The sequence below is a fragment of the Chitinophaga rhizosphaerae genome (assembly GCF_003958645.1).
In the GTDB taxonomy this organism is placed as follows: Bacteria; Bacteroidota; Bacteroidia; order Chitinophagales; family Chitinophagaceae; genus Chitinophaga; species Chitinophaga rhizosphaerae.
Genome location: NZ_RXLO01000004.1, coordinates 470,266 through 494,549, shown reverse-complemented (window position 1 = coordinate 494,549; position 24,284 = coordinate 470,266). Strand labels below are relative to the sequence as shown.

Sequence of the window (24,284 nt, the reverse complement as noted above, 5' to 3'; positions counted from 1 at the left end):
TTTAAAAAATGGCGAACACCTAATTGGCGGGCAATGTGATGATGAACGTAGTGCCTTCTCCGATAGTGCTTTCCACCTGGATGTTGCCTTTGTGATTGATGATAATGTTTTGGGTGGACGTAAGCCCCAGCCCCGTGCCTTTCGTTTTCGACGTAAAGAACGGGTCGAACAGGCGCGATTTGTTCTCTTCCGGAATGCCCGTTCCGTTATCCTGGATACGTATGACGGCGGATTTCCCTTCGGTGTACGTATTCACGGTCAGTACGCCTTTCCCCGGCATCATGGCCTCGATGGCGTTGATGAGAATGTTGAGCAGTGCGATGCGGATCTTTTCGTCATCTACGGTCAGCATTATTTTCTCTTTCGCGTAATCCTCTTCCAGCCTGATGCCGTTGAGCTGCAGACGGTCTGTAGCCAGGGCCAGCGAGCTCTGGATGAGATCGTTCAGGTCATGTTCCTGGAGATGAAGCTCCATCATGCGGGTAGATTGCAGCAGTTCGGTCACGAGTTGATTGATGCGCGTGCAGTTGCGCTCGATGATGTCGAGGTAGAGCGTAGTGTCTTCGGGGTCGGTCGAATCTTCCCCCCTGAATTGCCCTACCGCTAATATGATGTTGGTGAGCGGGTTGCGTACTTCATGTGCGATCACCCGGGCAATGCGCCCCGAGATCACGAACTTTTCCTGTTGCCGTTTTTCCTGTTCTTCGCGTTTCTTGTCGGTGATGTCTTCCGCTACGCAAAGGAAGGTGCCCAGTTGCTCGTCGAGCTTGCTGGCGTTGACGAGCACGGCGATCTTTTTCCCGGATTTGTCGCGGAAGGTGAATTCTTTCTGCACGATGGCGTCGTCGGTACAGATTTCTTCGAAAAAGCGTTTGGCTTCGGATTCGAGGAAGAAGAGCTTGTCCATGTTCATGGTCAGCAGTTCTTCGCGCGCGTAATTCATTTTTTTACGTGCGTTGGGATTGGCGTCGATGATATTCATGTCGCAATCGGCCAGGATGATGATGTCGTGGCTTTTTTCGAAGATGCCGAAATATTTGCGCTCGTTTTCCGCGATGGCGCGCAGGTGCTTGAATTCGGAGATACCGTAACGGATGGCGCGTTCCAGGTCGGGGCCGGTGATGTCGCCTTTCACAAGGTAGTCGGTTGCCCCGGCGATCATCGCTTCATTATCGATGGCGTAATCGCCTTTACCGGTGAGCATGATCACGGGGGCTTCGTGGCCGATAGACTGGAAATACCGGAGGATGTCGATCCCCGTGTGCATGCCCAGCCGGTAATCGACGAGGTACAGTTCATGCTCTCGCCGCCCGATGGCTTCGAGTGCTTTGTCGTAGGTAGGGGCCCAGGTTAACTCGTACTGGTCGGGCGCTACATCCTGCAATATGGTGTTGACGAGGAAAAAATCGTCTTCATCGTCGTCGATCATCAGGATGCGTTTGCGTTTATCTTTCATATTGGTCCGTGTATTCCTGTTTTCAAGCAAGAAGCATGCTCAAAAATCAGTCTTCCCGCAATTGCCGGAGCGGGAGGGTGATGATGAATGCCGCGCCTTTTCCGGGGTCGCCTTCGGCGGAAATAAAGCCCTGGTGGGCGTCGGCGATTTTTTTACAGATAGCGAGCCCGATGCCGGTGCCTTTGTATTCGCTCACGCCGTGCAACCGTTGGAAAATGAGGAAGATACGGTCTGCGTAAGCGGGGTCGAACCCGATGCCGTTGTCTTGCACGCGGATGCGGAGGTATTTTTCCTGCGCCCGTTTTTCGCTGGGAACGCGGGCTTCGGCGCCGGTGAGCGTTTCGCCGGTGATGCGGATTTCGAGCGGGCGGTCGGGCGAGGCGAATTTGATGCTGTTGGACAGGATATTCTGGAAAAGCTGGTGCAGCCCCGTGTCTGACCCTTCCACGGTCGGAAGTTTGTCGGTCGAAACGGTGCCCTTCTTCTCTTGCAGGGGAGCTTCCAGGTCGCCGAGCACGTCGCGCAGCAGTTCGTTGAGGTCTACCGCAGCGATGGTGTCTGGCGTGATACGGCCGGCACGGGAGAAGATGAGCAGGTCGTTGATGAGCACGCGCATGCGGCCTACGGCAGATACCATACGGTCTACCAACTGGCCCGCTTCGGGAGGGATATCTTCCCGGTATTTAAGGAGCAGCCGGTCGGAAAACGTGGAGATTTTGCGCAGGGGTTCCTGCAAATCGTGTGAAGCCACGTATGCGAACTGTTCGAGCTCCTGGTTCGATTTATTGAGCAGGTTGATGTTTTCCTGGAGTTCCCGCTGGTAGCTCCGCATCCTGGACTCGATATGCAGCTGGAGGCGGAATTCGCGGTTGAGGGTAACGTAGGAATATATACCGATGATGATGGCGATGAGGGAAATGATGAACACGACGGGAATCCAGAGGTTGGAGAAGAACGTGAACAGCCGCGATTTCTCGGTGAGCTGGGCTTCTTCGATGGCGATCATGTCCTGCATTTTACGGTCGATGCGGTCCATCGACAATTCCCCTTCCTTCACGGAGGCGATGCGGGGATCCCTGGCGCCGGCGAGCAGCTGGCCGTATTTAACGTCGAGGAGGTCTTTGAGGGTGTCGAGGTTCTTTTGTTGGGGGGGATCGTCGATGATCCGGCGGAGCTTGCGGTATTCGCTTTCGATTTCGACGCTCCGTTCTTCCATGCTGGGGCGGAGAAATTCCTGCTGATGGGTGATGTTGTAGCCGCGTATCGCGGATTCGGCGTCTTTCAGATGGCGGGAGATGAGCTCCAGGCGCTTGGAGACCTCCACGGCGTGCTGAAGGCGGGAGGCGTTGTGCTGGAGGTTTTTCGCGATGAGGTAAGACACGACGCTGGCGCCGACGATGGCGGTAAAAGCGATGAAAAATCCCACCCTGATCTTCTTATGTATGCTAATGTGCATTTCCTTCAAACTGTTTATGGATGCCGGTTTTGGATGTGCAAGATTTTCTACATACTGAAAACTCCCTTCTACAAGGCTGCCTCCGGAAAGTCGCCGGTTTACCCGCCATTCCTACCCCCAAAGTACGAAAACCCCCGCATTCCATCCCGGTCCGCCCGCCACCGAATGCGTTACAGTGGCGCATGATATTGTTGTTGTTCCCCTATGCCGCAAATCATGTGCCTTCGTCTTGGAATGCGGTTTGGACAAGTATTATAAAGAATGTATCTAACCTTAAAATCTTCCAGCCATGACAAACGAAACCGATAAAAAACCACGCCCGAACCCGGCATCGCCCGGCATTCAGCCGCCAGACGAAAACAGGGGCCAGGGTGGTGGTCAGCCCAAACCCGGACAGGGGCAGGAACCCGGCAAGCAAAACCCGGACATCCCGCAGGAAATCCCCAAGCGGGAAATCGACCGCAAACCCAGCGACCCCCAATCCGAGCCCGAACAGGGCCCCCGGCAGGATAAGCCAGAGAAAGGCCGCAGGGAACATCAACCCGATATTCCGGAGAGTGAAGAAAACAACGATGTCCAGGAACGATCGCCAGACATCGCCGGTGAACGTGACATCGAAAACGATAGCATCATCGACAAGCGCGACCGCTTTCCTTTTCCTAACAAATAAACCTGAAAAACCGCACGAATTATGGCAACAAAGAACACCAAAACAGCCGGGCAAAAAGCAAGTGCCAACGGCCGGAGCAACGGCTCCATGAAAAAATCCGCGCCGGCACGCAAACCCGCATCCCGCAACGGAGACATGGAAGCATCGCCTTTTCATCAATTGTTCGTGGATGAATTGAAAGACATCTACTGGGCCGAGAAACACCTCGTGAAAGCATTGCCCAAAATGCAGAAAGCCGCTTCCACAGCCGAATTGGTGGACGCATTCGCCGATCACCTCGAAGCTACGAAAGGCCACGTCAGCCGGCTCGAAGACATTTTTGAGATCATCGGGATGAAACCCACGGCCAAAAAATGCGAAGCCATGGCGGGCCTGGTCACCGAAGCGCAGGAACTGATCACCGAAGAAGAAGCAGGTTCCGTGCTCGACGCCGGGCTCATCATCGCCGCGCAGAAAGTGGAACACTACGAAATCGCGACGTACGGCAGTTTGCGCACGCTGGCCACCCGCATGGGCCACACCGATGCCGCCAACTTACTGGAACAAACACTGGACGAAGAAAAGGAAACGGATTCCCTCCTCACCCAGATCGCCGAATCGAAAGTGAACGAGGAAGCGATGGCGGAAGACTGATATGCCATCGGAAACAAGGCTGCTGCATTCATTTGCAGCAGCTTTTTTTTGACCCAACATCCCGGATATGCAGAAATCAAGCAAGAAAAAGACCCTGCGCCCGCCCCAGCATCAACGCCGCCAGCCCGGCGCCGAACACAGGATGAAACCCCTGCCCCAGGCCCAACCGAAATCGCAGCCGGCCGGCCGGTTGAAAGACAAGATCGCCCTTATCACCGGGGGCGACAGTGGCATCGGGCGCGCCGTGGCGCTGGCTTTCGCCGCGCAGGGCGCACATGTGGCCATCGCGTACCTCGATGAAAACGAAGATGCCAATACCACCGCCCTTGGCGTGAAAGACCGCGGGCGGGAAGTATTGCTGATCCCCGGAGACCTGAGCCGCGAAAGGCATTGCGAAAAAGTGGTGCGGCAAACCGTGAAAAAATTCGGGCGCATCGATATTCTCGTGAACAACGCCGCCGTGCAATTCCCGCAGAAAAAATTCACGGACATCACGGCGGAACAATTGCTGAAAACGTTCTCCGTCAACATATTCCCGCATTTCTATCTCACGCGCTTCGCGCTGCCGCACATGCCCCGCGGCGGATGCATCATCAATACCACATCGGTGACAGCTTACCGGGGCAGCGCACATTTGGTAGATTATGCCGCTACGAAAGGCGCCATCGTTTCGTTTACGCGGTCGCTTTCGTCGATGCTGGCGGAAAAAGGCATCCGCGTGAACGGTGTGGCGCCCGGCCCCATCTGGACGCCGCTGATCCCCGCCACATTCCCGGCGGAACATGTGGCCGATTTCGGGTCGGACGTGCCGCTGAAACGCGCCGGCGAACCGGCCGAAGTGGCCGGCTGTTACGTGTTCCTGGCTTCTGCGGAGGCCGATTATATGACCGGACAAATCTTGCACCCCAATGGAGGAGAAATTGTTAACGGCTGATGCGCCCGCCGTGGCGCAGGCCGCCCGCCTCCGCTACGTTCAGCCGGGAATGGCGGGCATTACGAGACATCGCATGCGCGGTGGATTTTATTATACCGACGCCCAGGGCCGCCGCGTGACAGACAAAGACGTGCTGGCCCGCATCCGTGGACTGGTATTGCCGCCGGCCTGGGAAAACGTGTGGATTTGCCCTTTCCTGAACGGTCACCTCCAGGCAACGGGCACCGATGCACTGGGGCGCCGGCAATACCGCTACCATGCCCGATGGGCGGAAGTATGCAACGAAACGAAGTTTTACCGATTGCTCGCATTCGGGAAACAACTGCCGAAGCTCAGGCGGCAGGTGACGAAGGACTTACGGCGAAAAACGCTCGATCTACCGCGGGTATGCGCCATTGCCATGCGCGTGATGGAAGAAACCCTTATGCGGGTGGGCAACGCGGAATATGAAAGTAAATACCAATCCTACGGCCTTACTACCTTACGGAATAAACACGTCCGGTTCAACGGCCAATCCGCGCTGTTCCGGTTCAAAGGGAAGAAAGGCGTGGAACAGCAGATAGAGCTGCGGCACGCGGCGCTGGCGCGGCTCTTGCGCAAAGTCAGGGATATCCCCGGCCAGGAGCTTTTCCAGTATTATGAAAACGGCGAAGTGAAAAGCCTCGATTCCGGCGCGCTCAACGACTACCTGAAAAGCATTACCGGTGAGGATTTCACATGCAAAGACTTCCGTACCTGGGCCGGCACCCTCGAAGCCCTGCACCTCCTGGCGGCATGTGAAACGGGACAGTCGGCCGCGGATTGCAAACGCAAAATTGTGGAGGTACTGGACCAGGTGGCCCGGAAACTGGGGAATACCCGCGCGGTGTGTAAGAAATACTACGTCCACCCCGCCCTCACCGATCTTTACGAAAGCGGCGGATTGGGGAAATACCTAGGGCAAAGTGTGGACGAAAAACTACTGTTGAAAATCCTGAAAGATCATCATACACAAAAACGGCGACGCCCCTGAAAGGCGCCGCCGCTCTCGTTTACATGTAGTTCATGCATCACAGTCCGCCGAAGATCTGCTGTTCTTCCCGATCTTCGACCGGTATCTTCTGCAGGAATTCGTCGAATCCCGCTTCATCGTGCGAGGTGTAAGCCCCGTAAGCGTCGAGCACGTACCCTTTCTTGCCGTTTTTGTCTTCCATCAGGTACAACACCGAATTGTCTGAAGGGTCTGATTCCCCTTCGAAACGGTAGGTTTTGATGATGAGCAGATCGTCCGGGTTATAGATCTCATCGCCTTCTGTGGGCTGCATCCGGCCATGGTCACTCATCTTGAACTCGACATCATAGCCTTTCGAGTGCAATTTGGCCATTACTTGCGACAGGGTGTTCATTTCGCCGGGTTTATCTGTTCTCAGGTTTTCCATAAAAGTCATGTTTGATTACCCTTTGAAATCCAAATCACATGCCACGGACGAAAAAAATGGCCTGATTGTTGGCACAGGATGCATGAAGCGATCAAATACATTTATAGCAAATTCCCCCGATAGTTATGCATATGAAGAAACAAGGCCGTTCCGCTCCCGGAACGGCTTTTCCGTGCAACTACCATGGTATAATGATTGTTGTACAGGTATACACTAAACCGTTTCCACATGAGAGCCATTTGGACAGGCAGCATCGGCTTCGGCCTCGTTAACATTCCGGTGAAGCTTTACAGCGCCATCCAGGAAAGCCGGCTGGACCTGGATATGCTGGACAAAAAAGACCATTCCCGCATCCGTTTTCAACGCATCAACGAGAAAACAGGAAAGGAAGTGGCCTGGGAAAACATCGTCAAAGCATACAATTACAACGACAAATACATTGTGCTCGACGAACATGATTATGAAGATGCGAGCCCGAAAAAGAGCAAAATCATCGAAATATCGTCATTTGCCGGAACAGACGAGATAGATGCCGTGTATTTCGAGACGGCGTACTTCATAGAGCCCGATAAAGGCGGCGGCAAGGCGTACCAATTGTTGCTGAAAACCCTGGGAAAAACCCGTAAGGTGGGGGTGGCGCTGTTTGTGTTGCGGACACAGGAGCACCTTGCCGTGGTGCGCGCCAACGGCGATTATCTCATGCTTCACCGGCTGCGGTTCGCAGAAGAGGTCCGGGAGCCGGACGAACTGAAGCTCCCCGACGCCACGGCCATCCCCAAAAAAGAGCTGGACATGGCCGTCAAACTGGTAGAAAGCTATTCCGAGACCTTCGATATCAGCGCCTATAAAGACACTTACCGCGAAGAGCTTCTCCGCATCATCAAAGCCAAAGCGGCCGGTAAACGGGCCGTCGTGAAGAAAATGAAAGTGGCCACCACGAAAGGCACCGATCTTTTCGAACAGCTGAAAGCCAGCCTGGGCACTAAAAAACGCGTATCATGAGCCTGACGAAATATAACCAGAAACGGGATTTCAAGAAGACCAGCGAGCCAAAGTCCGGAAAAGCATCGGGGAAAGACCACATTTTCGTCATACAGCGCCACCACGCCACGCGCCTGCATTACGATTTCCGCCTCGAAATGGACGGCGTGCTCAAAAGCTGGGCGGTACCGAAAGGCCCGTCGCTGAACCCGGCAGACAAGCGCCTGGCCATGGAAGTGGAAGATCACCCGTTCGACTACAAAGATTTTCAGGGCGAAATCCCGCCAGGGAATTACGGCGCGGGATACGTGTACATCTGGGATAAGGGGACGTACGAGCTCCTCGAACCGAACGGTCGGCCGTTCGACAAGGAAGCGCTGAAAGAGTGGAAATCGGGCAGTTTGAAAGTGGTCCTGCACGGAAAGAAACTGAAAGGAGAATTTGCGCTGGTGAAGATGCGCGGCGGGCGCGAAGAGAATGCATGGCTGCTCATCAAGCACAATGATAAATTCGCCGTTCATGACGCGTACGACAGTGAAGACCACACGCCCAAAACGGTGATCGCGAAGGGGAAAGGGCCGCATAACACGAAACCCGAAGCGAAAACAGCGGCAAAGAAAACGGTCGTCAAAAAAACAGCGCCATCAAAATCTGCATCTTCCAGGAAAGCCGCTAATAAAGCGCCGGCAAAAAAAGCGGCGGCAAGGGAAACTGCATCCACCGGTAAAAAAAAAGCGGCGAAAGGTGAGCCGATGAAGGGACACTACAAGCCCATGCTCGCCACGCTCGTAGACGCGCCCTTCGACCGCCCCGGCTGGATTTTCGAAAACAAGTGGGACGGATACCGCGCCATTGCCGCGGTGAAGAACGGGAAAGCGGAATTGTATTCCCGCAACAATTTGTCTTTCAATGAAATATATCAACCGATCGTAGAAGCTGTGGAGCGAATTCCCCACAACGTAGTGCTCGACGGGGAAGTTATCATCGCCGGCGCCCGCGGCAAATCGGATTTCCAGGCGCTACAGCATTACAAAACCACCCGCAAAGGGAACCTCGCTTACGCCGTTTTCGACCTCCTTTACCTCGATGGCCATCCGCTGGAAGACCTGACCCTGCTGGAAAGGAAAGAACTCCTCCGGCAAATCGTGGATCAGCTAAACGATCCCGCCGTGATATTCTCGGGGCACGTGGAAGGGAAAGGCATCCAGCATTTCGAAAAAGCGAAGAAAGCCGGGTGGGAAGGCGTGATCGCCAAGAACGGCGAAAGCACCTACGCAGAGGGGGCCCGCTCCCTCAACTGGCTCAAAGTGAAAGTGCTCAACCGCCAGGAAGCCGTCATTTGCGGATTCACCGCACCCCGCGGCAGCCGCAAAAACATCGGCGCCCTCGTTCTCGGCGTGTACGACAACGGATCGCTCCGCTACATCGGCCACTGCGGGGGCGGGTTCAACGATGCCGGGCTCAGGGACATGCACGCCCGGCTCCAGCCACTCGTCACCAACGCATCGCCATTCAGGGAAAAAATCAAAACAAATATGCCCGTCACCTGGCTGAAACCGCAGCTCGTCTGCGAAGTCAAGTTTTCGGAATGGACTAACGACGGGCATTTGCGCCAACCCATATTCATCGCCCTGCGCGACGATAAGCCCGCCAAATCCGTCGTCCGCGAAACCCCGCGGCACTTGCCGGCTTCAAAACCTGCCGATATGAAAGCAACCGCGAAGAAAGCCTCCACAGCGAAGGCCGCTCCGGAAAACGACCGGGAAATGAAACTGAACGGGAAAACCGTGTCGCTCACCAATCAACAGAAAATTTACTGGCCGAAGGAACAGATCACGAAAGGGCGGCTGGTGGATTATTATCTATCGGTGGCGGAGGTGATTTTACCGCATTTGAAGGACCGTCCGCTAAGCCTGAACCGCTTTCCCAATGGCATCGCCGGGCCCAGTTTTTACCAGAAAGACCTCGACTTGAAAACCGTTCCGTCGTGGCTGAAAACCGCGCAGGTATGGTCGGAATCCTCGGACCGGGAGATCGATTATCTCGTTTGCAACAACGAAGCCACGCTGGCCTGGATGGTAAACCTGGGCTGCATCGAGATCAATCCCTGGCTGTCGAGATTGAAAAAGCCGGACCATCCGGATTATATCGTTATCGACCTCGATCCGGACGACATTGCGTTCGTGCATGTGGTGGAAACGGCGCTCGCGGTGCGGAAGTTGCTCGAATCCCGCGATATCGTTTCTTTCGTCAAAACCTCCGGTTCGCGCGGTATGCATATCTGTATCCCGACCGGTGCGAAGCACGATTTCGATACCTGCAAGCTGTTTGCGGAATACCTGGCGCAGGAAGTGAACGCCATGTTACCGGAAATTACGAGCGTGGAGCGCACCAAATCGAAACGGAAGAAGAAAGTCTATATCGATTTCCTGCAAAACCGCAGAGGACAAACCATCGCGTCGGCGTATTCCGTGCGGCCGAAGCCCGGGGCCACCGTTTCCGCGCCGCTGGAGTGGAAGGAAGTGACGAAGCATCTCAAAATGGAGGATTATCACATGGGCAACATCGGGAAAAGACTGGACAAAAAGGGCGATCTGTGGGCGGGCATCCTCACCGCGAAAAACGATCTGAGAGCCATACTGAAAGTGGCCGGAGAATAATGGAAAACAACTGTGGGCGAGGGTTTTTATCATGTTTTGACAGGGGATTTTTCCTGTAATGGCATGCCAATTGGATGGGATAGGTTGTAAATGCCGGAAACGGCTATTGTTCACCAAATCCGCAGTCCCATGGCAAGAGCCGAACATTCTATTCTCAGGCTGGTTTGGGTATACAGCTTCATCATCACGGCGGTCTGCATTGCGCTGGCCGGGATCTTTTACCTTACGCACTGGTTCACCGATCTGTGGACCGGTTACATCATCAACGGCGTTATATTCATCGGCGTCATGCTGGCGGTCGTTCACGCCAATAGTGCGCTGGGCGGCGGGGCATCGCTGTACCAGCTGGCGGTATCGGGTATCATTACCACGGTGCTTGCCACGATCATGATCGCCACGGTGACGGTGCTTTTCCATCTGGTGACCGTGCCTGCCGATCCGGCCACGCTCAACATTACCACCGAAGAGGCGCGCATCAATGAATATAGTGTGCAAACGAGGCAGGGGTTTTGGGTCTTCATGGTCGGGAATATCCTGTTCGCCAATGTTACATTGGGCGTGCTCGGCACGTTGATAGGGGCCATCGCCGTGAAAAGGGACCAGAAATCCGAAAACGCCGGCTAAGGCGAAAAAGAATAGCATCAACGGGAACGAACCGGGAAGTGACATTTGTCGGTCCCGGTTTTTTTGCGCTACATTTGCTCCCATGACCCAAGGCACGATCCTCATCATCGACGATGAAGCGCAACTCCGGAAACTCCTCGCCCGCCTTCTCACACTGGAAGGCTATACGGTTTTGGAAGCGCCAGACGCACGGTCCGCCCACAAACTGCTCGATAAATCGGAAGTCCACGTCATCCTGTCCGACGTGAAACTCCCGGATGCCAATGGTGTTGAGCTGGCCCGGCAATTAAAATCCTCCCATCCCGATACGGAAATCCTCGTACTCACGGCCTACGGCAACATTGCCGATGGTGTGCAGGCGATCAAGAACGGCGCGTTCGATTATCTCACGAAAGGCGACGACAATAACCGCATTCTTCCGCTGGTGAGCAAAGCGATGGACAAGGCGCGCCTCCAGTTCCGGGTGCGCTCGCTGGAAGAAAAGCTGGGCGGCAAACATGATTTCAGCCAGGTGATCGGACAGTCGCCACGCATTCTCGAGGCCGTGAACCTGGCCCGCAAAGTGGCGGCTACCGATGCTACGGTGTTGCTGCTCGGGGAAACGGGCTCGGGGAAGGAAGTGTTCGCACAGGCCATCCACCGCGCCAGCGCCCGTTCCAGCCAACCGTTCGTGGCGGTGAATTGCAGCGCCTTCGGAAAGGAAATCCTCGAAAGCGAACTGTTCGGCCATAAAGCCGGTGCGTTTACCGGGGCGGTGAAAGACAAGAAAGGTTTCCTCGAAGAAGCGAACAACGGCACCATTTTCCTCGACGAGATCGGCGAAATGGCGCTCGACCTGCAAGCCAAACTGCTCCGCGTGCTGGAAACGCGGGAATTCTATAAAGTGGGCGATTCCAGGCCCCTGAAAGTCAATATCCGCATCCTCGCCGCTACCAACCGCGACCTGGAAAAGGAAGCCGAAAAAGGCACTTTCCGCGCGGATCTTTATTATAGACTGTCGGCCTTCCAGATACAGCTGCCTGCTTTGAACGAGCGCCGGCAGGATGTGCCTTTGCTCGCCGATTACTTCCTGGCGCAGTTGGGCCCCAAAAACGGCAAGCGCATCACGGGGATGACGGCCGCCTTCCGCCAGGCGCTGGAAAACCACCACTGGCGCGGCAACATCCGGGAACTGCGCAACGTCATCGAAAGAGCGGTGATCCTGGCAGAGGGTAACGAATTGGATACCGGCGTGCTGCCGCTGGAATTTACCCATCCGGAAAACGATGGCCCCGCCCCGCTGAGCCTCGCGGATATGGAAAAGAAACACATCACCCGCGTACTGCAGGCCGTGAACGGCAACAAGACCCGGGCGGCAGAAATGCTCCGGATCGGGCTGACCACTTTGTACAATAAAATCAAGGAATACAACATCCGCTGACCTACCGTTTTTGCAAACTACCCTTCCGTTTTTGCATGGTGCCGGCACGTCTGAAAAGACATGCCGGCTTTTTATTTCGTTGATTATGATGGGTTTATGATGGATTTGCAAGAAGTGGCACTCCGCTGGCTTTAGGGTGCCAAAATCACCTATCATGTTACCGGATGCTAAAATCCATCTCCTGCTGGCGCAACAGATCCCCGGCCTCCGCACCGAAGCGGAACCCGGCGGCGCGCCGGCCAAAGTTATCCAGGCTTTTACGGCGTATACGCGGAAAATGATCCGCACAGGCGCATTGCCCGAAATCCGGAAATGCTTTTCCATGGCCGGCGTGTTGTACAAGAACGGCAGCCGCCAATTGCGCGACGCCATCGAGTCGGTATTCCTTTTCGGGCTTTCGCCGCTGCTGAACGCGCCGGTGAAAACGCTCCTGCCCGCGTCGCTGCAAAGCGCGCGCCGTCAATTCATCTTAAATAATTCACAATGCTGATCCTGCTCCTTTTGCTCGCCGGGCTCGTATGCTTCTGGCTGCTTTTCGCATCGGTAGATTATTTCGACAAGATTTAAAAAACGCGAACAAATGATGAACGCACTTTTCATTTTATCCCTGCTGGTTTTCTGCTACATGGTGTACGTGTTGCTGAAACCGGAAAAATTCTGAAATCCATCCAGACATGAACACCGAATTATTGGGCATTATCGCCACTTATGCCATTACGCTCCTCATCGCCATTCCGCTGGGCCGGTACATCGCGAAGGTTTTCGGCGGACAGCGGACGCTGCTGGACTTTATGGCACCGCTGGAACGGTGGATTTTCCGTTTCTGCGGCATCGATCCGAAGGAGGAAATGAACTGGAAACAGCACCTGAAGGCATTGTTGACCATCAACATGCTCTGGTTCGTTTACGCATTCTTTCTCCTGATCTTCCAGGACAAATTGCCGCTCAATCCAGACCTTAACGCGGGCCAAACGCCCGACCTGGCTTTCAACACCGCCATCAGTTTTCTCGTAAACTGCAACCTGCAGCACTATTCCGGGGAATCGGGGCTGACGTATTTCACGCAGTTGTTCGTGATCACGTTCCTGCAATTCGTGAGCGCGGCCACGGGCATCGCGGCGCTGATCGCCCTGTTCAAGGCGCTGCGCCAGAAAACGACCACGCAGCTGGGCAACTTCTGGGAACATCTCCTGAAAACCACAACCCGCCTGCTGCTCCCGATCTGCCTCGTGATCGCCGGTATCCTGGCGTTCCGCGGCACACCGGCCAGTTATGCGGGTAAAGACACGATCGTAACGGTACAGGGCGATACGGTACAGGTATCCCGCGGGCCCGCGGCCGGCATGATCGCCATCAAGCACCTGGGCACCAACGGCGGCGGCTATTTCGGCGCCAACAGCATCCACCCGCTCGAAAACCCGGATTATTTAACGAACATGACCGAGGCCATCTCGCAGGTGATCATCCCCATCGCGTTGGTCTTTGCGCTCGGGTTCTTCATCCAGCGGAAGAAATTCGCTTACGTCATTTTCGGCGTCATGACGGCCGGTATGCTGGCGCTCATGATCCCTTCCATCATCTCCGAAGCGGGCGGCAACCCCGCCATCGCGAAAATGGGGATCGCCCAGGCCACGGGCGCCATGGAAGGGAAGGAAGTCCGCATCGGGCCTACCGCCACCGCATATTGGAGCACCGTCACCACCATCATTTCCACCGGCTCGGTGAACGGTTTCCATGACAGCACCATGCCTACCACCGGTATGATGGAGCTCATCGCCATGATGACCAACTGTTTCTACGGCGGTTGTGGGGTAGGTATCCTCAACTATTTCATCTTTATCATCATCGCCGTGTTCATCTCCGGCCTTATGGTGGGCCGCACGCCCGAATTCATGGGGCATAAAGTGGAAGCGCGGGAAGTGAAGATCGCGGCACTGGTGGCGCTCCTGCATCCTTTCCTCATCCTCGCCGGCACGGCGCTTTCCTCCTACGCCATCGCACATGGATGGGGCGCGGGATGGGCCACGCAGCCGGGCGCCTGGCTTAATAACCCCGGCCACCACGGCTTCTCGGAAATGCTGTATGAATACACCTCTGCCGCGGCCAACAACGGCTCTGGATTCGAAGGGCTGACAGACAATAACATGTTCTGGAACGTGAGCACCGGCTTCGTGCTGGTCCTCTCCAGGTTCCTGCCGATTATTGGTCCGGTAGCGATAGCAGGGCTCCTGGCTTCGAAGAAGCACGTCCCCGAATCGGCCGGTACGCTGCGGACAGACACCACCACCTTCGGCATCATGACCTTCGCCGTGATCGTCATCATCGCCGCCCTGGCTTTCTTCCCCGCCCTGGCGCTCGGCCCCATTGCGGAATATTTCTCCCTGTACTAACGCACGCAAACGCTGAAAAAAATGAAAACGAAAGACAATACACTGTTCCCGGCAGCACTGGTGAAGGAAGCCCTGGCGCAATCGTTCGTGAAACTGAACCCGCGCCTCCTCATCCGTAACCCGGTGATGTTCACCGTGGAGCTCGGAACGATGGTCATGCTCGTGGTTACATTGTATACCGCGTTCAGCCACGACAGCTCGCAGGGATCGTTCGGGTACAACCTGACCGTGTTCCTCGTGCTGCTGCTCACCGTGCTCTTCGGCAACTTCGCCGAAGCTATCGCCGAAGCACGCGGCAAGGCACAGGCCGAAAGCCTGCGCAAGACCCGGGAAGACACCCCGGCCAAGAAAATCCTCGCCGTCGGCGAAATCTTCACTGACGAAGTGAAAGTAGTGCCCAGCTCGCAACTTCATAAAGGCGACCTGTTCCTCTGCGAGCCTGGCGACGTGATCCCCGCAGACGGGGAAATCGTGAAAGGCCTGGCGAGCATCGACGAATCGGCCATCACCGGCGAAAGCGCCCCCGTGATCCGCGAAGCGGGCGGAGACAAAAGCTCCGTGGTGGGTGGCACCAAAGTGCTGAGCGACCGGATCGTGGTGCGGGTGAGCGCGGGCGTGGGGGAATCTTTCCTCGATAAAATGATCGCGCTGGTAGAAGGCGCGTCGCGGCAGAAAACACCCAACGAGATCGCGCTGACTATCCTGCTGGCGAGTTTCACGCTGGTGTTCGTCATCGTCTGCGTAACGCTGAAACCTTTCGCGGACTATGCACAAACGCCTATCACCATCGCGGCCTTCATCTCATTGTTCGTTTGCCTGATCCCCACTACCATCGGCGGTTTGCTGTCGGCCATCGGCATCGCGGGTATGGACCGTGCGCTTCGCGCCAACGTCATCACCAAATCCGGGAAAGCCGTGGAAACGGCCGGAGACGTGGACGTGCTGCTGCTCGACAAAACCGGCACCATCACCATCGGTAACCGCAAAGCCACGCAATTCTATCCTTCAAAAGGTTATGACGCCAGTGAATTCATCCGGTACAGCGTGCTCGGCTCACTGGCCGATGAAACGCCGGAAGGGAAATCGATCGTGGAACTGGCGGGGAAAGAGGTATCGTCGCGCCTGAGCCTCAACGGTTCGCAATTGGTGCCGTTTACCGCGGAAACCCGCAGCAGCGGCATCAATATGAGCGACGGCACCCGCATCCGCAAAGGTGCGTTCGACGCCATCCGCAACCTCAGCACCAAAGCCGGCCACGAATTCCCGGCAGACACGGCCGAAATGGTGAAGAAGATTTCCGGGAACGGCGGCACGCCGCTGGTAGTGGCCGTGAACGATAAAGTGACCGGTGTCATCGAACTGCAGGATATCATCAAGCCCGGTATCAGCGAGCGTTTTGAAAGGCTTCGCCGGATGGGCGTGAAAACGGTGATGGTTACGGGCGACAACCCGCTTACCGCCAAATACATCGCCGATAAGGCAGGCGTAGACGATTTTATCGCCGAAGCCAAGCCCGAAGACAAGATGACCTACATCCGCAAAGAGCAGCAGGAAGGCAGGCTCGTGGCGATGATGGGAGACGGTACGAACGACGCGCCCGCCCTGGCACAGGCCGATGTGGGCGTGGCCATGAACAGCGGCACGCAGGCGGCGAAGGAAGCCGGCAACATGGTAGACCTCGACAACGACCCCACGAAGCTCATCGAGATCGTGGAGATCGGGAAGCAGTTGCTCATGACGCGCGGTACGCTCACTACGTTCTCCATCGCCAACGACGTGGCCAAGTATTTCGCCATCGTGCCGGCGCTGTTCGTCCTGTCGATCCCCGCGCTGCAGGGTATCAACATCATGCAGTTGCACAGCCCGGAAACGGCGATCCTCAGCGCGGTGATATTCAACGCCATCATCATTCCCCTGCTGATCCCGCTGGCGTTGCGCGGCGTAGCGTACAAACCCATCGGCGCCAGCGCCCTGTTGCGGAGGAACCTCCTCATTTACGGGATCGGCGGCGTAGTGGTGCCTTTCATCGGCATCAAGCTGATCGATATGATAGTTGCTTTATTCTTCTAAACTGAAACAATCATGAAAAGATATTTTTTCCCGGCACTGAAACTGACCATCGTACTGGTGCTCCTGACCGCCGGCATCTATCCCCTCTTCGTAGCCGGTATCGCCAAATTGGCGCCCGGTAAAGGTGACGGGGTGAAGGTGGAAAGGAACGGCGTGGTGGTGGGATACGCCAATGTGGGCCAGCAATTCACCGGCGACAACTATTTCCAGACGCGGCCGAGCGCCGTGGGTTATAATGCCGCAGGATCGGGCGGGTCCAACAAAGGGCCGTCTAACCCCGACTACCTGAAAATCGTGGAAGAGCGTATCGATACCTTCCTCGCCCACAACCCGGGCGTGAAGCGTTCCGAGATCCCGGCTGAGCTGGTAACGGCCTCCGGTAGCGGGCTCGATCCCCACCTTTCTCCGGAAGGCGCGCTGGTACAGGTGCCCCGCATCGCGAAGGTGCGCAACATCCCCGAACAAAAACTCCGCGACCTCGTGAAAGCGAATACGAAAGGGCCGCTGGCGGGAATGTTCGGTCCGGCGACTGTAAACGTCCTTCAACTCAATTTGGCTTTAGACGAAATACACTAGCCTTTTTTAGTCTCAGCCCAACCTATGGAAACCCGAAAAAAAGAGGTACTTGCGGCGCAGACCGGGAAAGTCCCGGCCAGCGCGCGCGGTACGGACCAACAGCTCAATTTTAATTTCAACATGAAACAACACTTCCTCACCGCCTTCGCAGTCTGCGGATCGATGGCGGCCCTGGCGCAACAGGCGCCGGAAAAGACCGAACCTAAACTTACGATCTCCGGCTATGCCGAAGCGTACTACGTTTTCGACTTCAATAAACCCGATAACCACATGCGGCCGGGTTTCCTGTATAACCATGCCCGTCATAACGAGTTGAATATCAATCTCGCCATGCTGAAAGCCAGTTATTCGGCAGACAGGGTCCGTGGGAACGTGGCCATCATGGCCGGCACCTACGCCCAATACAACATGGCGTCCGAACAGGAACTGGTCAAACACATTTACGAAGCCAATGCCGGTGTAAGGATCGGGAAAGGTTTGTGGGTGGATGCGGGCATCATGCCCTCGCACATCGGGTTCGAAAGCGCCATCGGGAAAGACAATTTCACGCTGACGCGGAGCGTCCTGGCGGAGAATTCCCCGTATTACGAAGCCGGGGCTAAAATCAGCTATACGCCCAACGATAAATGGTACTTCGCCGCCATGTACCTCAACGGCTGGCAAAGGATCAAACGGCCGGATGCCAACCAGACGCCCGGTTTCGGTTCGCAGATCACGTACAAGCCCACCGGGAAGGTGACCCTCAACTGGAGCACGTTCGTCGGGAACGACAAACCCGATTCCGTTCGCCAGATGCGTTATTTCAGCGATCTTTACGGAACATTCGCCCTCACCGGTAAACTGAGCCTCATCGCAGGGTTCGATATCGGGGCGGAGAAAAAAGGAAAAGATACGGACGGGATGAATGCCTGGTACGCACCCATCCTCATCGCCAGATACGCATTCAACGACAAAATCGCCATGGCTGGCCGGTATGAATATTACAACGATGCAGACGGCGTGATCATCGCCACGGGAACGCCCATGGGCTTCCGCACCAGCGGTTATTCGCTGAACCTCGATGTGAGCCCTGTGAGCCAGGTGATGTTCAGGCTGGAAGGGAAATTGTACAACAGCAAAGACGAGATTTTCCTCAAAGGCGATTCGCCGCGGAAAGAGAATTTTTCCATCGCCACTTCGCTGGCGTTTTCATTCTAAAATTCAGGCGGGGCCCCTTGGGGCTCCGCACTTCATATCATGGCACGACAAATCCAGCACCCCGGCAATCCGGGACGAGGCAAATTCAAGATATACATCGGCATGAGCGCCGGTGTGGGGAAGTCGTACCGCATGTTGCAGGAAGCGCATGCCATGTTGCGCAATGGTGTCAATGTCCAGATCGGCTATATCGAGACGCACGGCCGCCAGGAAACAGAGGCCCTCGTGGCAGGGTTGCCCGTCATCCCCCGGCGGCAGAATTTTTACAAAGGCAAGCTCATGGATGAAATGGACCTGGGCGCCATTTTACTCCTTTCGCCCGAATGGGTGGTAGTAGACGAGCTCGCCCATTCCAACATCCCCGGTTCGCGTAACGAAAAGCGGTGGCAGGATGTAATGGAGATCCTCCGCGCGGGGATCAACGTCATTTCCGCCGTCAATATCCAGCACATGGAAAGCATCAACGCCCAGGTGAAAGCCATCACCGGCGTGGAGGTCCATGAGCGGGTGCCGGACAGCATGCTGCAAATGGCAGACGAAGTCGTCAACATCGACCTCACGGCCGACGAGCTCATCACCCGGCTGAAAGAAGGGAAAATTTACGATCCCGGGAAAGTGGAAACGGCGCTGCGGAATTTTTTCCAGTCGGAAAAAATCCTCCAGCTCCGCGAGCTCGCGCTCAAGGAAGTTGCTTCGCAGGTAGAAAGGAAAGTGGTGGCCGAAGTGCCGAAAAACCGGCAGATGCGCCACGAACGGTTCCTGGCCTGCGTTTCCTCCAACGACGAAACCGCGCGCCGGGTGATCCGGAAAACCGCGCGGCTGGCGGCTTATTACCAGGGAGAATGGTTCGCGTTATATGTGCAGACCCCCAAAGAAAGTACGGGCCGCATCAACCTCGCCGCCCAGCGGCACCTGATCAATAACCTCAAACTGGCGACGGAACTGGGGGCGGAAGTGCTGCAGGTCCAGCACGCCAATGTGGCCGAGGCGATCATGGAAACGGCGGCGCAGAAAGAGATTACCACCGTATGCATCGGTAAGCCGCATATCACCCTTTTCGGTTTATTGCTGAGAACCAATATCTTTAATCAATTGTTGAAAACATTATCCGCTCACGAAACCGACCTGGTGATCCTGTCATGACAAGGCTGAGGCTAAAAACGAAAATTTCCGCCGGCGTGCTTTTCCTGTTCGCCATGCTGCTGCTGGTCGGCGTAATGGGTTATTATTCCCTGAACAAAGTGAACCGCGCCGCCGCGGCGATCCTGGAAGACAATTACGAATCCGTGGAATATGCGGGGATCATGCTGCGCGTCGTGGAAAACTGGTCTGGCAGCGATTCCGCTCGCCGCCAATTCGGCGATGCGCTCGGAAAGCAGGAAAAAAACGTGACGGAACCGGGCGAAGCCCGCTATACCAACGCGCTCCGGCAGGATTACGAAGCTTTCCTGCGCGGGGATTCCGCGCGGTTGCCCGCCATCCGGGCCAGCCTGTCCGGGATCATGGACGTGAACATGAAAGCCATCGTGACCAAGCAGGACAACACCCGCAATACGGCCGACAAAGCCCTGCTCTACATCGCCCTGGTGAGCGGATTGTGCTTTTTGGTAGGGATCGTGTTCGTGTACAATTTCCCGGGATATATCGCCAATCCCATCCGCGAACTGACGGAAGGGATCAGGCAGATCGCCGACCGGAAATACGAACAGCGGCTGCATTTCAGGTCCGGTGACGAATTCGGCGAACTGGCCGAAGCTTTCAACAGCATGGCCCGGAAACTCGATGAATACGAGCACAGCAACCTGGCGCGCATCCTGTTCGAAAAGCAGCGCGCGGAAGCGGTGATCGGCAGCCTGAAAGACGCGGCCATCGGCCTCGACAATAAAAACATCATCCTGTTCGCCAACGCGGAAGCCCTCCAGCTGCTCAACCTCCCCGAGTCCGCGCTCATCGGCAAGGAAGCGGATGACGCCGCCCGCCATAACGATCTCCTCCGGTATCTCATCCAGGAAAAAAATCCCGCGCCCATCAAGATCGTCACGGAAGGAAAGGAAAACTTCTTCCTCCGGGAATCTGCCGATATCGTCCATAACCGCGAAACCATCGGCCACATCATCACCCTGCGCAACATCACGGCGTTCAAGGAGCAGGACCTCGCCAAAACGCATTTCATCGCCACCATATCCCACGAACTGAAAACCCCGCTCGCCGCTACCGATCTCAGCCTCAAACTGCTCGACGACGAGCGTACCGGCCCGCTTTCCAAAGATCAGCGGGAGTTGGTGGACAGTATCCGGGAAGATAATCGCCGGATGATCCGTATGGTGAGTGAATTACTGGATTTTTCGAAGGTGGAAAGCGGGAACATCGCGCTGCAGGTGCAGGCCGTTCCCCCGGGAGACATCCTTCGCTACGCCCTCGAAACCGTGGGCCGGCAGGCTTCAGGAAAAGAAGTGGATATCCATACGGACATCCCCGCAGCCGCGGTGCCTGTGCTGGCGGATGCGGAAAAAAGCGCCTGGGTACTTGTCAACCTCCTGACCAACGCCATCCGTTATTCCCCGCCCAAAGGCACGGTAGACCTCACGGTGACGGATGAAGGGAAGATGTGGCTGTTCGGCGTCCGCGACCAGGGAAAGGGCATCGACGCCAGTTTCCGGGATAAGATTTTCGAACGGTTTTTCCGCGTGCCCGAAGCCGACGGCGGGAAAGGCACGGGCCTGGGGCTCGCCATCGCCCGGGAATTCATCGAGGCGCAGGGCGGGCAGATCGGGGTGGAAAGCGAACCCGGCAAAGGCAGTTATTTCTGGTTCCGGCTCCCCAAAGCCTAGAGGTCCCGGATTTCTTCTTCCAGCAACACCAGCGATTGCTTGTAATGTTTAATGGCTAAGTGGATGTCTGACAGGATGGTGAGCGGCTCCGCATTGGCCTCCAGCTTTTGCCGGATCTGCACGATGTTATAGGAAAGCGGGTGAATCCGCACGATCATCAAACTGGCGTACAGCACCTTGGCCAGCCTGGCCGCATGTTCCCAGTCCCCGCCCGAAGTGGCGGCCAGCAACCGGTGGAACATGGGCCCGGTGTTCTGCATGAACGATTTCAGCACTTCCAGCAAATATTCCCTGTCATTTTCCGCAACGCTTTTCAGATGCCGCAGATCGATCTTGATCTCGTCGGGCGCGTCTTCCCAGGCATCGGTCACGAAAGGCGCGGTGTCGGGGAACCGTTCGCCGATAGCTTCGAGCACCCGCTGGAAAAGTTCCTTGGGCACGAACGGTTTGGAGACGTATTCGTTCATCCCTGCCAGCAGGCAACGCTCGCGGTCGCCCTTGAGCGCGCAGGCCGTAAATGCGATGATGGGAATGGCGGAACCGGCTTCGCGGATGATGCGCGTGGCCTCGAGCCCGTCCATTTCAGGCATCTGAATATCCATGAGGATACAGTCGTAGGGTTTTGCTACATACATGCGCACCGCTTCCACGCCGTTTTCCGCAAGGTCTACGGTAGCGCCGGCGCCGTTCAGCGTCTTGATGGCCAGTTTCTGATTCAGCAGGCTGTCTTCCGCCAGGAGGATGAGTTTTCCTGCAAGCGGCAGCAGCACGGCGTCGGGCATGGGCGTATCGGCGATGGTTTCCGGCACATCGAGCTGGTAGGGGATGGAAAATTCGATGCGGGTGCCGCCGCCGGGGTTGCCCTGTACATCGAGGGTGCCGTTGTGCAGCGCAATAAGCTCGCGCGTGAGCGCCAATCCCAGGCCGATCCCGCCGTATTTGCGGACATCGCCTACATCGAGCTGTGTGAACACCTGTCCTACCTTGCCGCGCATTTCTTCCGGGATACCGATACCCGTATCTGAAACGGAGAACCGGAGAGAAACCTTCCGGTTTTCGAGCGGGGCGGAACTTACGGCCAGCGTAACGCCGCCCTCGTGGGTGAATTTAATGGCATTGTCGATCAGGTTATGGAGGATTTGCTGGAGGCGGGTAGCGTCTCCCAGCAGCGGGGCCCGGAGACCGTCTTCCATTTCGCATTCCAGCCGCAATCCTTTTTCGGTGGCGCGGTCGCCATAGCGGTCGAGCGTTTGCCGGATAAGGCCCGCGGGGTCGAATGCTGCTTTTTCCAGGTGCATTTTTCCGGCGCGGATGCTGGAGAAATCCAGCAGCGAATTCACGAGCACCAGCAGGTTCCCCGCCGATGCTTTGATATCCTGCAGATAATCGTGCTGCTCGCCGCTGAGCGGCTGGTTTTCCAACAGGTTCGTGAAACCGATGATCCCGTTCAGCGGCGTGCGCAATTCGTGGCTCATGTTGGCCATGAAGTTCTCCATGCGGCTGTGCGCCGTTTCCGCTTTCTTTCTCGAAGCCATCAGTTCGTGTTCGCGGGCGATGCGCTGGGTGATGTCCGTAGCTACTCCGCAAAGCCCGTAAACCCGCCCCTGCGGGTCGCGGATGGGGAATTTGGCGATGTGGAAATACCGGGTCTGGCCATCGATGTCGAGCGTGTCTTCCACTTCCATCATTTTTTCTTCCAGCAATACTTTCCGGTCCGTTTCGGCACTGGTTTCCACATTCAGTTTTTCGGGGAAATCGCGGTCTGTCCGGCCGATCACCTGCTCCGGCGTGAGGCCGAAAGTGGTTTCGAAGCGTTTGTTGACGAGCACATACCGGCCCAGGGTATCCTTGATGAAAATGATGTTCGGTGTGTTGAAGAGGACGGATTCGAACCTTTCATGCAGCGTTTCCATTTCTTTCTGTGCGCGGATGAGCTCGACTTCTTTCGTTTTTTCGGCGGTGATGTCTTTCACGATACATTGATATCCGCTGAACAGGCCGTTTTTCCGCAGCAATACTACATGCTGTTCCACCCATCTCCGTTCCCCGTTTTTGCGGCGGATCTGGAAGCGGACGGTGGATTCGCGGTTGCCGTCGAACGCCTGTTGCTCGTAGAATTTGCGGAGGCGTTTGTGCTCGGAAACGTCGAGCAGATCGACGTATTGCTTGCCGACAAGCTCATGCGGCTCGTACCCGGTGAGTTCTTTGGCTTTGCTGTTGACGTAGGTGAAAAATCCACCGCGGTTGGAGGTGAAGAGGGTAACGCCGGCGTCTTCGATGAGGAGGCGGTATCTTTCTTCGTTTTCGCGGAGTTTGTTTTCAGCGAGACCGGCTTTGCGGACATTGCGGATCACGCCCATGAGCCCCGCGCCGAGAACGATTACCGCGCCGATGCCTCCGCTGACGGCGAGCACGAAGGGCAGGCGGTCGTACCAGGCAGGCCCGGTGAGGTCGTTGAACTGGCCGTATTGATCCACGAGCATGCGGCCGGTGAGCCCGGTAAGGGGATCTGGGCCAACGGGATGGCGCGTCTGGACCATGGCGCCGGCCATGACCGACGATTCGTGGGCGGTACGCACGAGGTATTGGGAGAACACGATGCGGTCGTACACGAGGTTGTGGAGGGTGTCTACCTGTGCTGCTTCGTAGGCGTTATCGCCCGCGAGTACGGCCAGGCTTTGGATGGGTGCGCGAAGGCGGGCTTCGGACAGGTCTTCCCGGCCGAGAAACCCCGTGTCTCCGGTAATAATATAGCCCCGCACGGCGGCTTCGAGGGCGCGGGCCTGGTAAGCCACCTGCTCCAGCAGGCGAATTTTTTCGGTGGTCAGCCTCACCCGTGCGTTCATCCGCATCGAGGCCGCGTCAGACATCCAGGCGCTCCAGGTAAACCAGGCGACAGACACGATGGCGGCCGCAAATACGAAAATGACGGGGTTACTGATACGTTTCATGTATGGCATCTCTTTTC

The 24,284-nt window shown here is 56.2% G+C and carries 20 protein-coding genes; 16 read left to right on the top strand and 4 right to left on the bottom strand.

Features of this window, described 5'->3' with window-relative positions; all coding sequences use genetic code 11:
• Nucleotides 1–19 precede the first annotated feature (19 nt).
• Both EJ361_RS12590 and EJ361_RS12585 read right to left on the bottom strand, forming a co-directional pair.
• Entirely contained in the window at nucleotides 20–1,456 is a 1,437-nt protein-coding gene (locus EJ361_RS12590; protein WP_126245970.1) for a hybrid sensor histidine kinase/response regulator, read from the bottom strand.
• A 46-nt stretch (nucleotides 1,457–1,502) separates the two neighbouring features.
• On the bottom strand, nucleotides 1,503–2,912 hold the full coding sequence (locus EJ361_RS12585; RefSeq protein ID WP_126245969.1) for a sensor histidine kinase: 1,410 nt from the start codon (nucleotides 2,910–2,912) through the stop codon (nucleotides 1,503–1,505).
• 289 nt (nucleotides 2,913–3,201) lie between these two features.
• Between EJ361_RS12585 and EJ361_RS12580 the strand changes: the two genes are divergently transcribed.
• From EJ361_RS12580 to EJ361_RS12565, 4 genes are all read left to right on the top strand, one after another.
• Nucleotides 3,202–3,582: a hypothetical protein gene (locus EJ361_RS12580; RefSeq protein WP_126245968.1), complete on the top strand. Its 381-nt coding sequence runs from the start codon at nucleotides 3,202–3,204 to the stop codon at nucleotides 3,580–3,582.
• A 21-nt stretch (nucleotides 3,583–3,603) separates the two neighbouring features.
• Nucleotides 3,604–4,215: a YciE/YciF ferroxidase family protein gene (locus EJ361_RS12575; RefSeq protein WP_126245967.1), complete on the top strand. Its 612-nt coding sequence runs from the start codon at nucleotides 3,604–3,606 to the stop codon at nucleotides 4,213–4,215.
• Between the two features lie 67 nt (nucleotides 4,216–4,282).
• Entirely contained in the window at nucleotides 4,283–5,149 is an 867-nt protein-coding gene (locus tag EJ361_RS12570; RefSeq protein WP_126245966.1) for an SDR family oxidoreductase, read from the top strand.
• Nucleotides 5,124–6,161, top strand: a complete 1,038-nt coding sequence (locus EJ361_RS12565) for a DNA topoisomerase IB (protein WP_126245965.1) — start codon at nucleotides 5,124–5,126, stop codon at nucleotides 6,159–6,161. The genes EJ361_RS12570 and EJ361_RS12565 overlap by 26 nt, the downstream gene beginning before the upstream one ends.
• Before the next feature lie 37 nt (nucleotides 6,162–6,198).
• Here EJ361_RS12565 and EJ361_RS12560 read toward each other — a convergent pair whose 3' ends face one another.
• Nucleotides 6,199–6,567: a hypothetical protein gene (locus tag EJ361_RS12560; protein WP_126245964.1), complete on the bottom strand. Its 369-nt coding sequence runs from the start codon at nucleotides 6,565–6,567 to the stop codon at nucleotides 6,199–6,201.
• 228 nt (nucleotides 6,568–6,795) lie between these two features.
• On the opposite strand from EJ361_RS12560, the gene ku reads away from it, so the two are divergent.
• The 12 genes from ku to EJ361_RS12500 all read left to right on the top strand — a co-directional run bounded on the left by ku (nucleotide 6,796) and on the right by EJ361_RS12500 (nucleotide 21,316).
• Nucleotides 6,796–7,569 carry a non-homologous end joining protein Ku gene (gene ku, locus EJ361_RS12555; protein WP_126245963.1) on the top strand — a complete coding sequence of 258 codons (774 nt, stop codon included), beginning with the start codon at nucleotides 6,796–6,798 and terminating at the stop codon, nucleotides 7,567–7,569.
• On the top strand, nucleotides 7,566–10,208 hold the full coding sequence (ligD, locus tag EJ361_RS12550) for a DNA ligase D (protein WP_126245962.1): 2,643 nt from the start codon (nucleotides 7,566–7,568) through the stop codon (nucleotides 10,206–10,208). Before ku ends, ligD begins: the two co-directional genes overlap by 4 nt.
• Before the next feature lie 129 nt (nucleotides 10,209–10,337).
• Nucleotides 10,338–10,832: a hypothetical protein gene (locus EJ361_RS12545; protein ID WP_126245961.1), complete on the top strand. Its 495-nt coding sequence runs from the start codon at nucleotides 10,338–10,340 to the stop codon at nucleotides 10,830–10,832.
• Between the two features lie 82 nt (nucleotides 10,833–10,914).
• The gene (locus EJ361_RS12540; RefSeq protein ID WP_126245960.1) at nucleotides 10,915–12,252 is read left to right on the top strand and encodes a sigma-54-dependent transcriptional regulator; all 1,338 of its coding nucleotides are present in this window, start codon (nucleotides 10,915–10,917) and stop codon (nucleotides 12,250–12,252) included.
• Nucleotides 12,253–12,406: 154 nt separating this feature from the next.
• Nucleotides 12,407–12,742 (top strand): DUF7674 family protein, encoded by a 336-nt coding sequence (locus EJ361_RS12535; protein ID WP_126245959.1) that lies wholly within the window; start codon nucleotides 12,407–12,409, stop codon nucleotides 12,740–12,742.
• A gap of 90 nt (nucleotides 12,743–12,832) precedes the next feature.
• Nucleotides 12,833–12,913 (top strand): potassium-transporting ATPase subunit F, encoded by an 81-nt coding sequence (locus EJ361_RS26155; RefSeq protein ID WP_109695581.1) that lies wholly within the window; start codon nucleotides 12,833–12,835, stop codon nucleotides 12,911–12,913.
• 13 nt (nucleotides 12,914–12,926) lie between these two features.
• Nucleotides 12,927–14,642, top strand: a complete 1,716-nt coding sequence (kdpA, locus tag EJ361_RS12525; protein ID WP_126245958.1) for a potassium-transporting ATPase subunit KdpA — start codon at nucleotides 12,927–12,929, stop codon at nucleotides 14,640–14,642.
• Nucleotides 14,643–14,663: 21 nt separating this feature from the next.
• A complete protein-coding gene (gene kdpB, locus EJ361_RS12520; RefSeq protein ID WP_126245957.1) occupies nucleotides 14,664–16,712 on the top strand; it encodes a potassium-transporting ATPase subunit KdpB in 2,049 nt (682 codons plus the stop codon).
• Between the two features lie 12 nt (nucleotides 16,713–16,724).
• The gene (locus tag EJ361_RS12515; RefSeq protein ID WP_126245956.1) at nucleotides 16,725–17,288 is read left to right on the top strand and encodes a K(+)-transporting ATPase subunit C; all 564 of its coding nucleotides are present in this window, start codon (nucleotides 16,725–16,727) and stop codon (nucleotides 17,286–17,288) included.
• 120 nt (nucleotides 17,289–17,408) lie between these two features.
• Entirely contained in the window at nucleotides 17,409–18,485 is a 1,077-nt protein-coding gene (locus EJ361_RS12510; RefSeq protein ID WP_126245955.1) for a porin, read from the top strand.
• A 39-nt stretch (nucleotides 18,486–18,524) separates the two neighbouring features.
• A complete protein-coding gene (locus EJ361_RS12505; protein WP_126245954.1) occupies nucleotides 18,525–19,628 on the top strand; it encodes a sensor protein KdpD in 1,104 nt (367 codons plus the stop codon).
• A complete protein-coding gene (locus tag EJ361_RS12500; RefSeq protein ID WP_126245953.1) occupies nucleotides 19,625–21,316 on the top strand; it encodes a sensor histidine kinase in 1,692 nt (563 codons plus the stop codon). The genes EJ361_RS12505 and EJ361_RS12500 overlap by 4 nt, the downstream gene beginning before the upstream one ends.
• On the opposite strand, the gene EJ361_RS12495 is transcribed toward EJ361_RS12500, so the two are convergent.
• Nucleotides 21,313–24,267, bottom strand: a complete 2,955-nt coding sequence (locus tag EJ361_RS12495) for a PAS domain S-box protein (protein WP_164714206.1) — start codon at nucleotides 24,265–24,267, stop codon at nucleotides 21,313–21,315. The two genes, EJ361_RS12500 and EJ361_RS12495, sit on opposite strands and share 4 nt — an antisense overlap.
• Nucleotides 24,268–24,284: the final 17 nt, after the last annotated feature.

Excerpts from the sequence above, each read along its gene's own strand:
- EJ361_RS12590 (WP_126245970.1), bottom strand. The coding sequence starts at position 1,456 with ATGAAAGATAAACGCAAACGCATCCTGATGATCGACGACGATGAAGAC.
- EJ361_RS12585 (WP_126245969.1), bottom strand. The coding sequence starts at position 2,912 with ATGCACATTAGCATACATAAGAAGATCAGGGTGGGATTTTTCATCGCT.
- EJ361_RS12580 (WP_126245968.1), top strand. The coding sequence starts at position 3,202 with ATGACAAACGAAACCGATAAAAAACCACGCCCGAACCCGGCATCGCCC.
- EJ361_RS12575 (WP_126245967.1), top strand. The coding sequence starts at position 3,604 with ATGGCAACAAAGAACACCAAAACAGCCGGGCAAAAAGCAAGTGCCAAC.
- EJ361_RS12570 (WP_126245966.1), top strand. The coding sequence starts at position 4,283 with ATGCAGAAATCAAGCAAGAAAAAGACCCTGCGCCCGCCCCAGCATCAA.
- EJ361_RS12565 (WP_126245965.1), top strand. The coding sequence starts at position 5,124 with ATGGAGGAGAAATTGTTAACGGCTGATGCGCCCGCCGTGGCGCAGGCC.
- EJ361_RS12560 (WP_126245964.1), bottom strand. The coding sequence starts at position 6,567 with ATGGAAAACCTGAGAACAGATAAACCCGGCGAAATGAACACCCTGTCG.
- ku (WP_126245963.1), top strand. The coding sequence starts at position 6,796 with ATGAGAGCCATTTGGACAGGCAGCATCGGCTTCGGCCTCGTTAACATT.
- ligD (WP_126245962.1), top strand. The coding sequence starts at position 7,566 with ATGAGCCTGACGAAATATAACCAGAAACGGGATTTCAAGAAGACCAGC.
- EJ361_RS12545 (WP_126245961.1), top strand. The coding sequence starts at position 10,338 with ATGGCAAGAGCCGAACATTCTATTCTCAGGCTGGTTTGGGTATACAGC.
- EJ361_RS12540 (WP_126245960.1), top strand. The coding sequence starts at position 10,915 with ATGACCCAAGGCACGATCCTCATCATCGACGATGAAGCGCAACTCCGG.
- EJ361_RS12535 (WP_126245959.1), top strand. The coding sequence starts at position 12,407 with ATGTTACCGGATGCTAAAATCCATCTCCTGCTGGCGCAACAGATCCCC.
- EJ361_RS26155 (WP_109695581.1), top strand. The coding sequence starts at position 12,833 with ATGATGAACGCACTTTTCATTTTATCCCTGCTGGTTTTCTGCTACATG.
- kdpA (WP_126245958.1), top strand. The coding sequence starts at position 12,927 with ATGAACACCGAATTATTGGGCATTATCGCCACTTATGCCATTACGCTC.
- kdpB (WP_126245957.1), top strand. The coding sequence starts at position 14,664 with ATGAAAACGAAAGACAATACACTGTTCCCGGCAGCACTGGTGAAGGAA.
- EJ361_RS12515 (WP_126245956.1), top strand. The coding sequence starts at position 16,725 with ATGAAAAGATATTTTTTCCCGGCACTGAAACTGACCATCGTACTGGTG.
- EJ361_RS12510 (WP_126245955.1), top strand. The coding sequence starts at position 17,409 with ATGAAACAACACTTCCTCACCGCCTTCGCAGTCTGCGGATCGATGGCG.
- EJ361_RS12505 (WP_126245954.1), top strand. The coding sequence starts at position 18,525 with ATGGCACGACAAATCCAGCACCCCGGCAATCCGGGACGAGGCAAATTC.
- EJ361_RS12500 (WP_126245953.1), top strand. The coding sequence starts at position 19,625 with ATGACAAGGCTGAGGCTAAAAACGAAAATTTCCGCCGGCGTGCTTTTC.
- EJ361_RS12495 (WP_164714206.1), bottom strand. The coding sequence starts at position 24,267 with ATGAAACGTATCAGTAACCCCGTCATTTTCGTATTTGCGGCCGCCATC.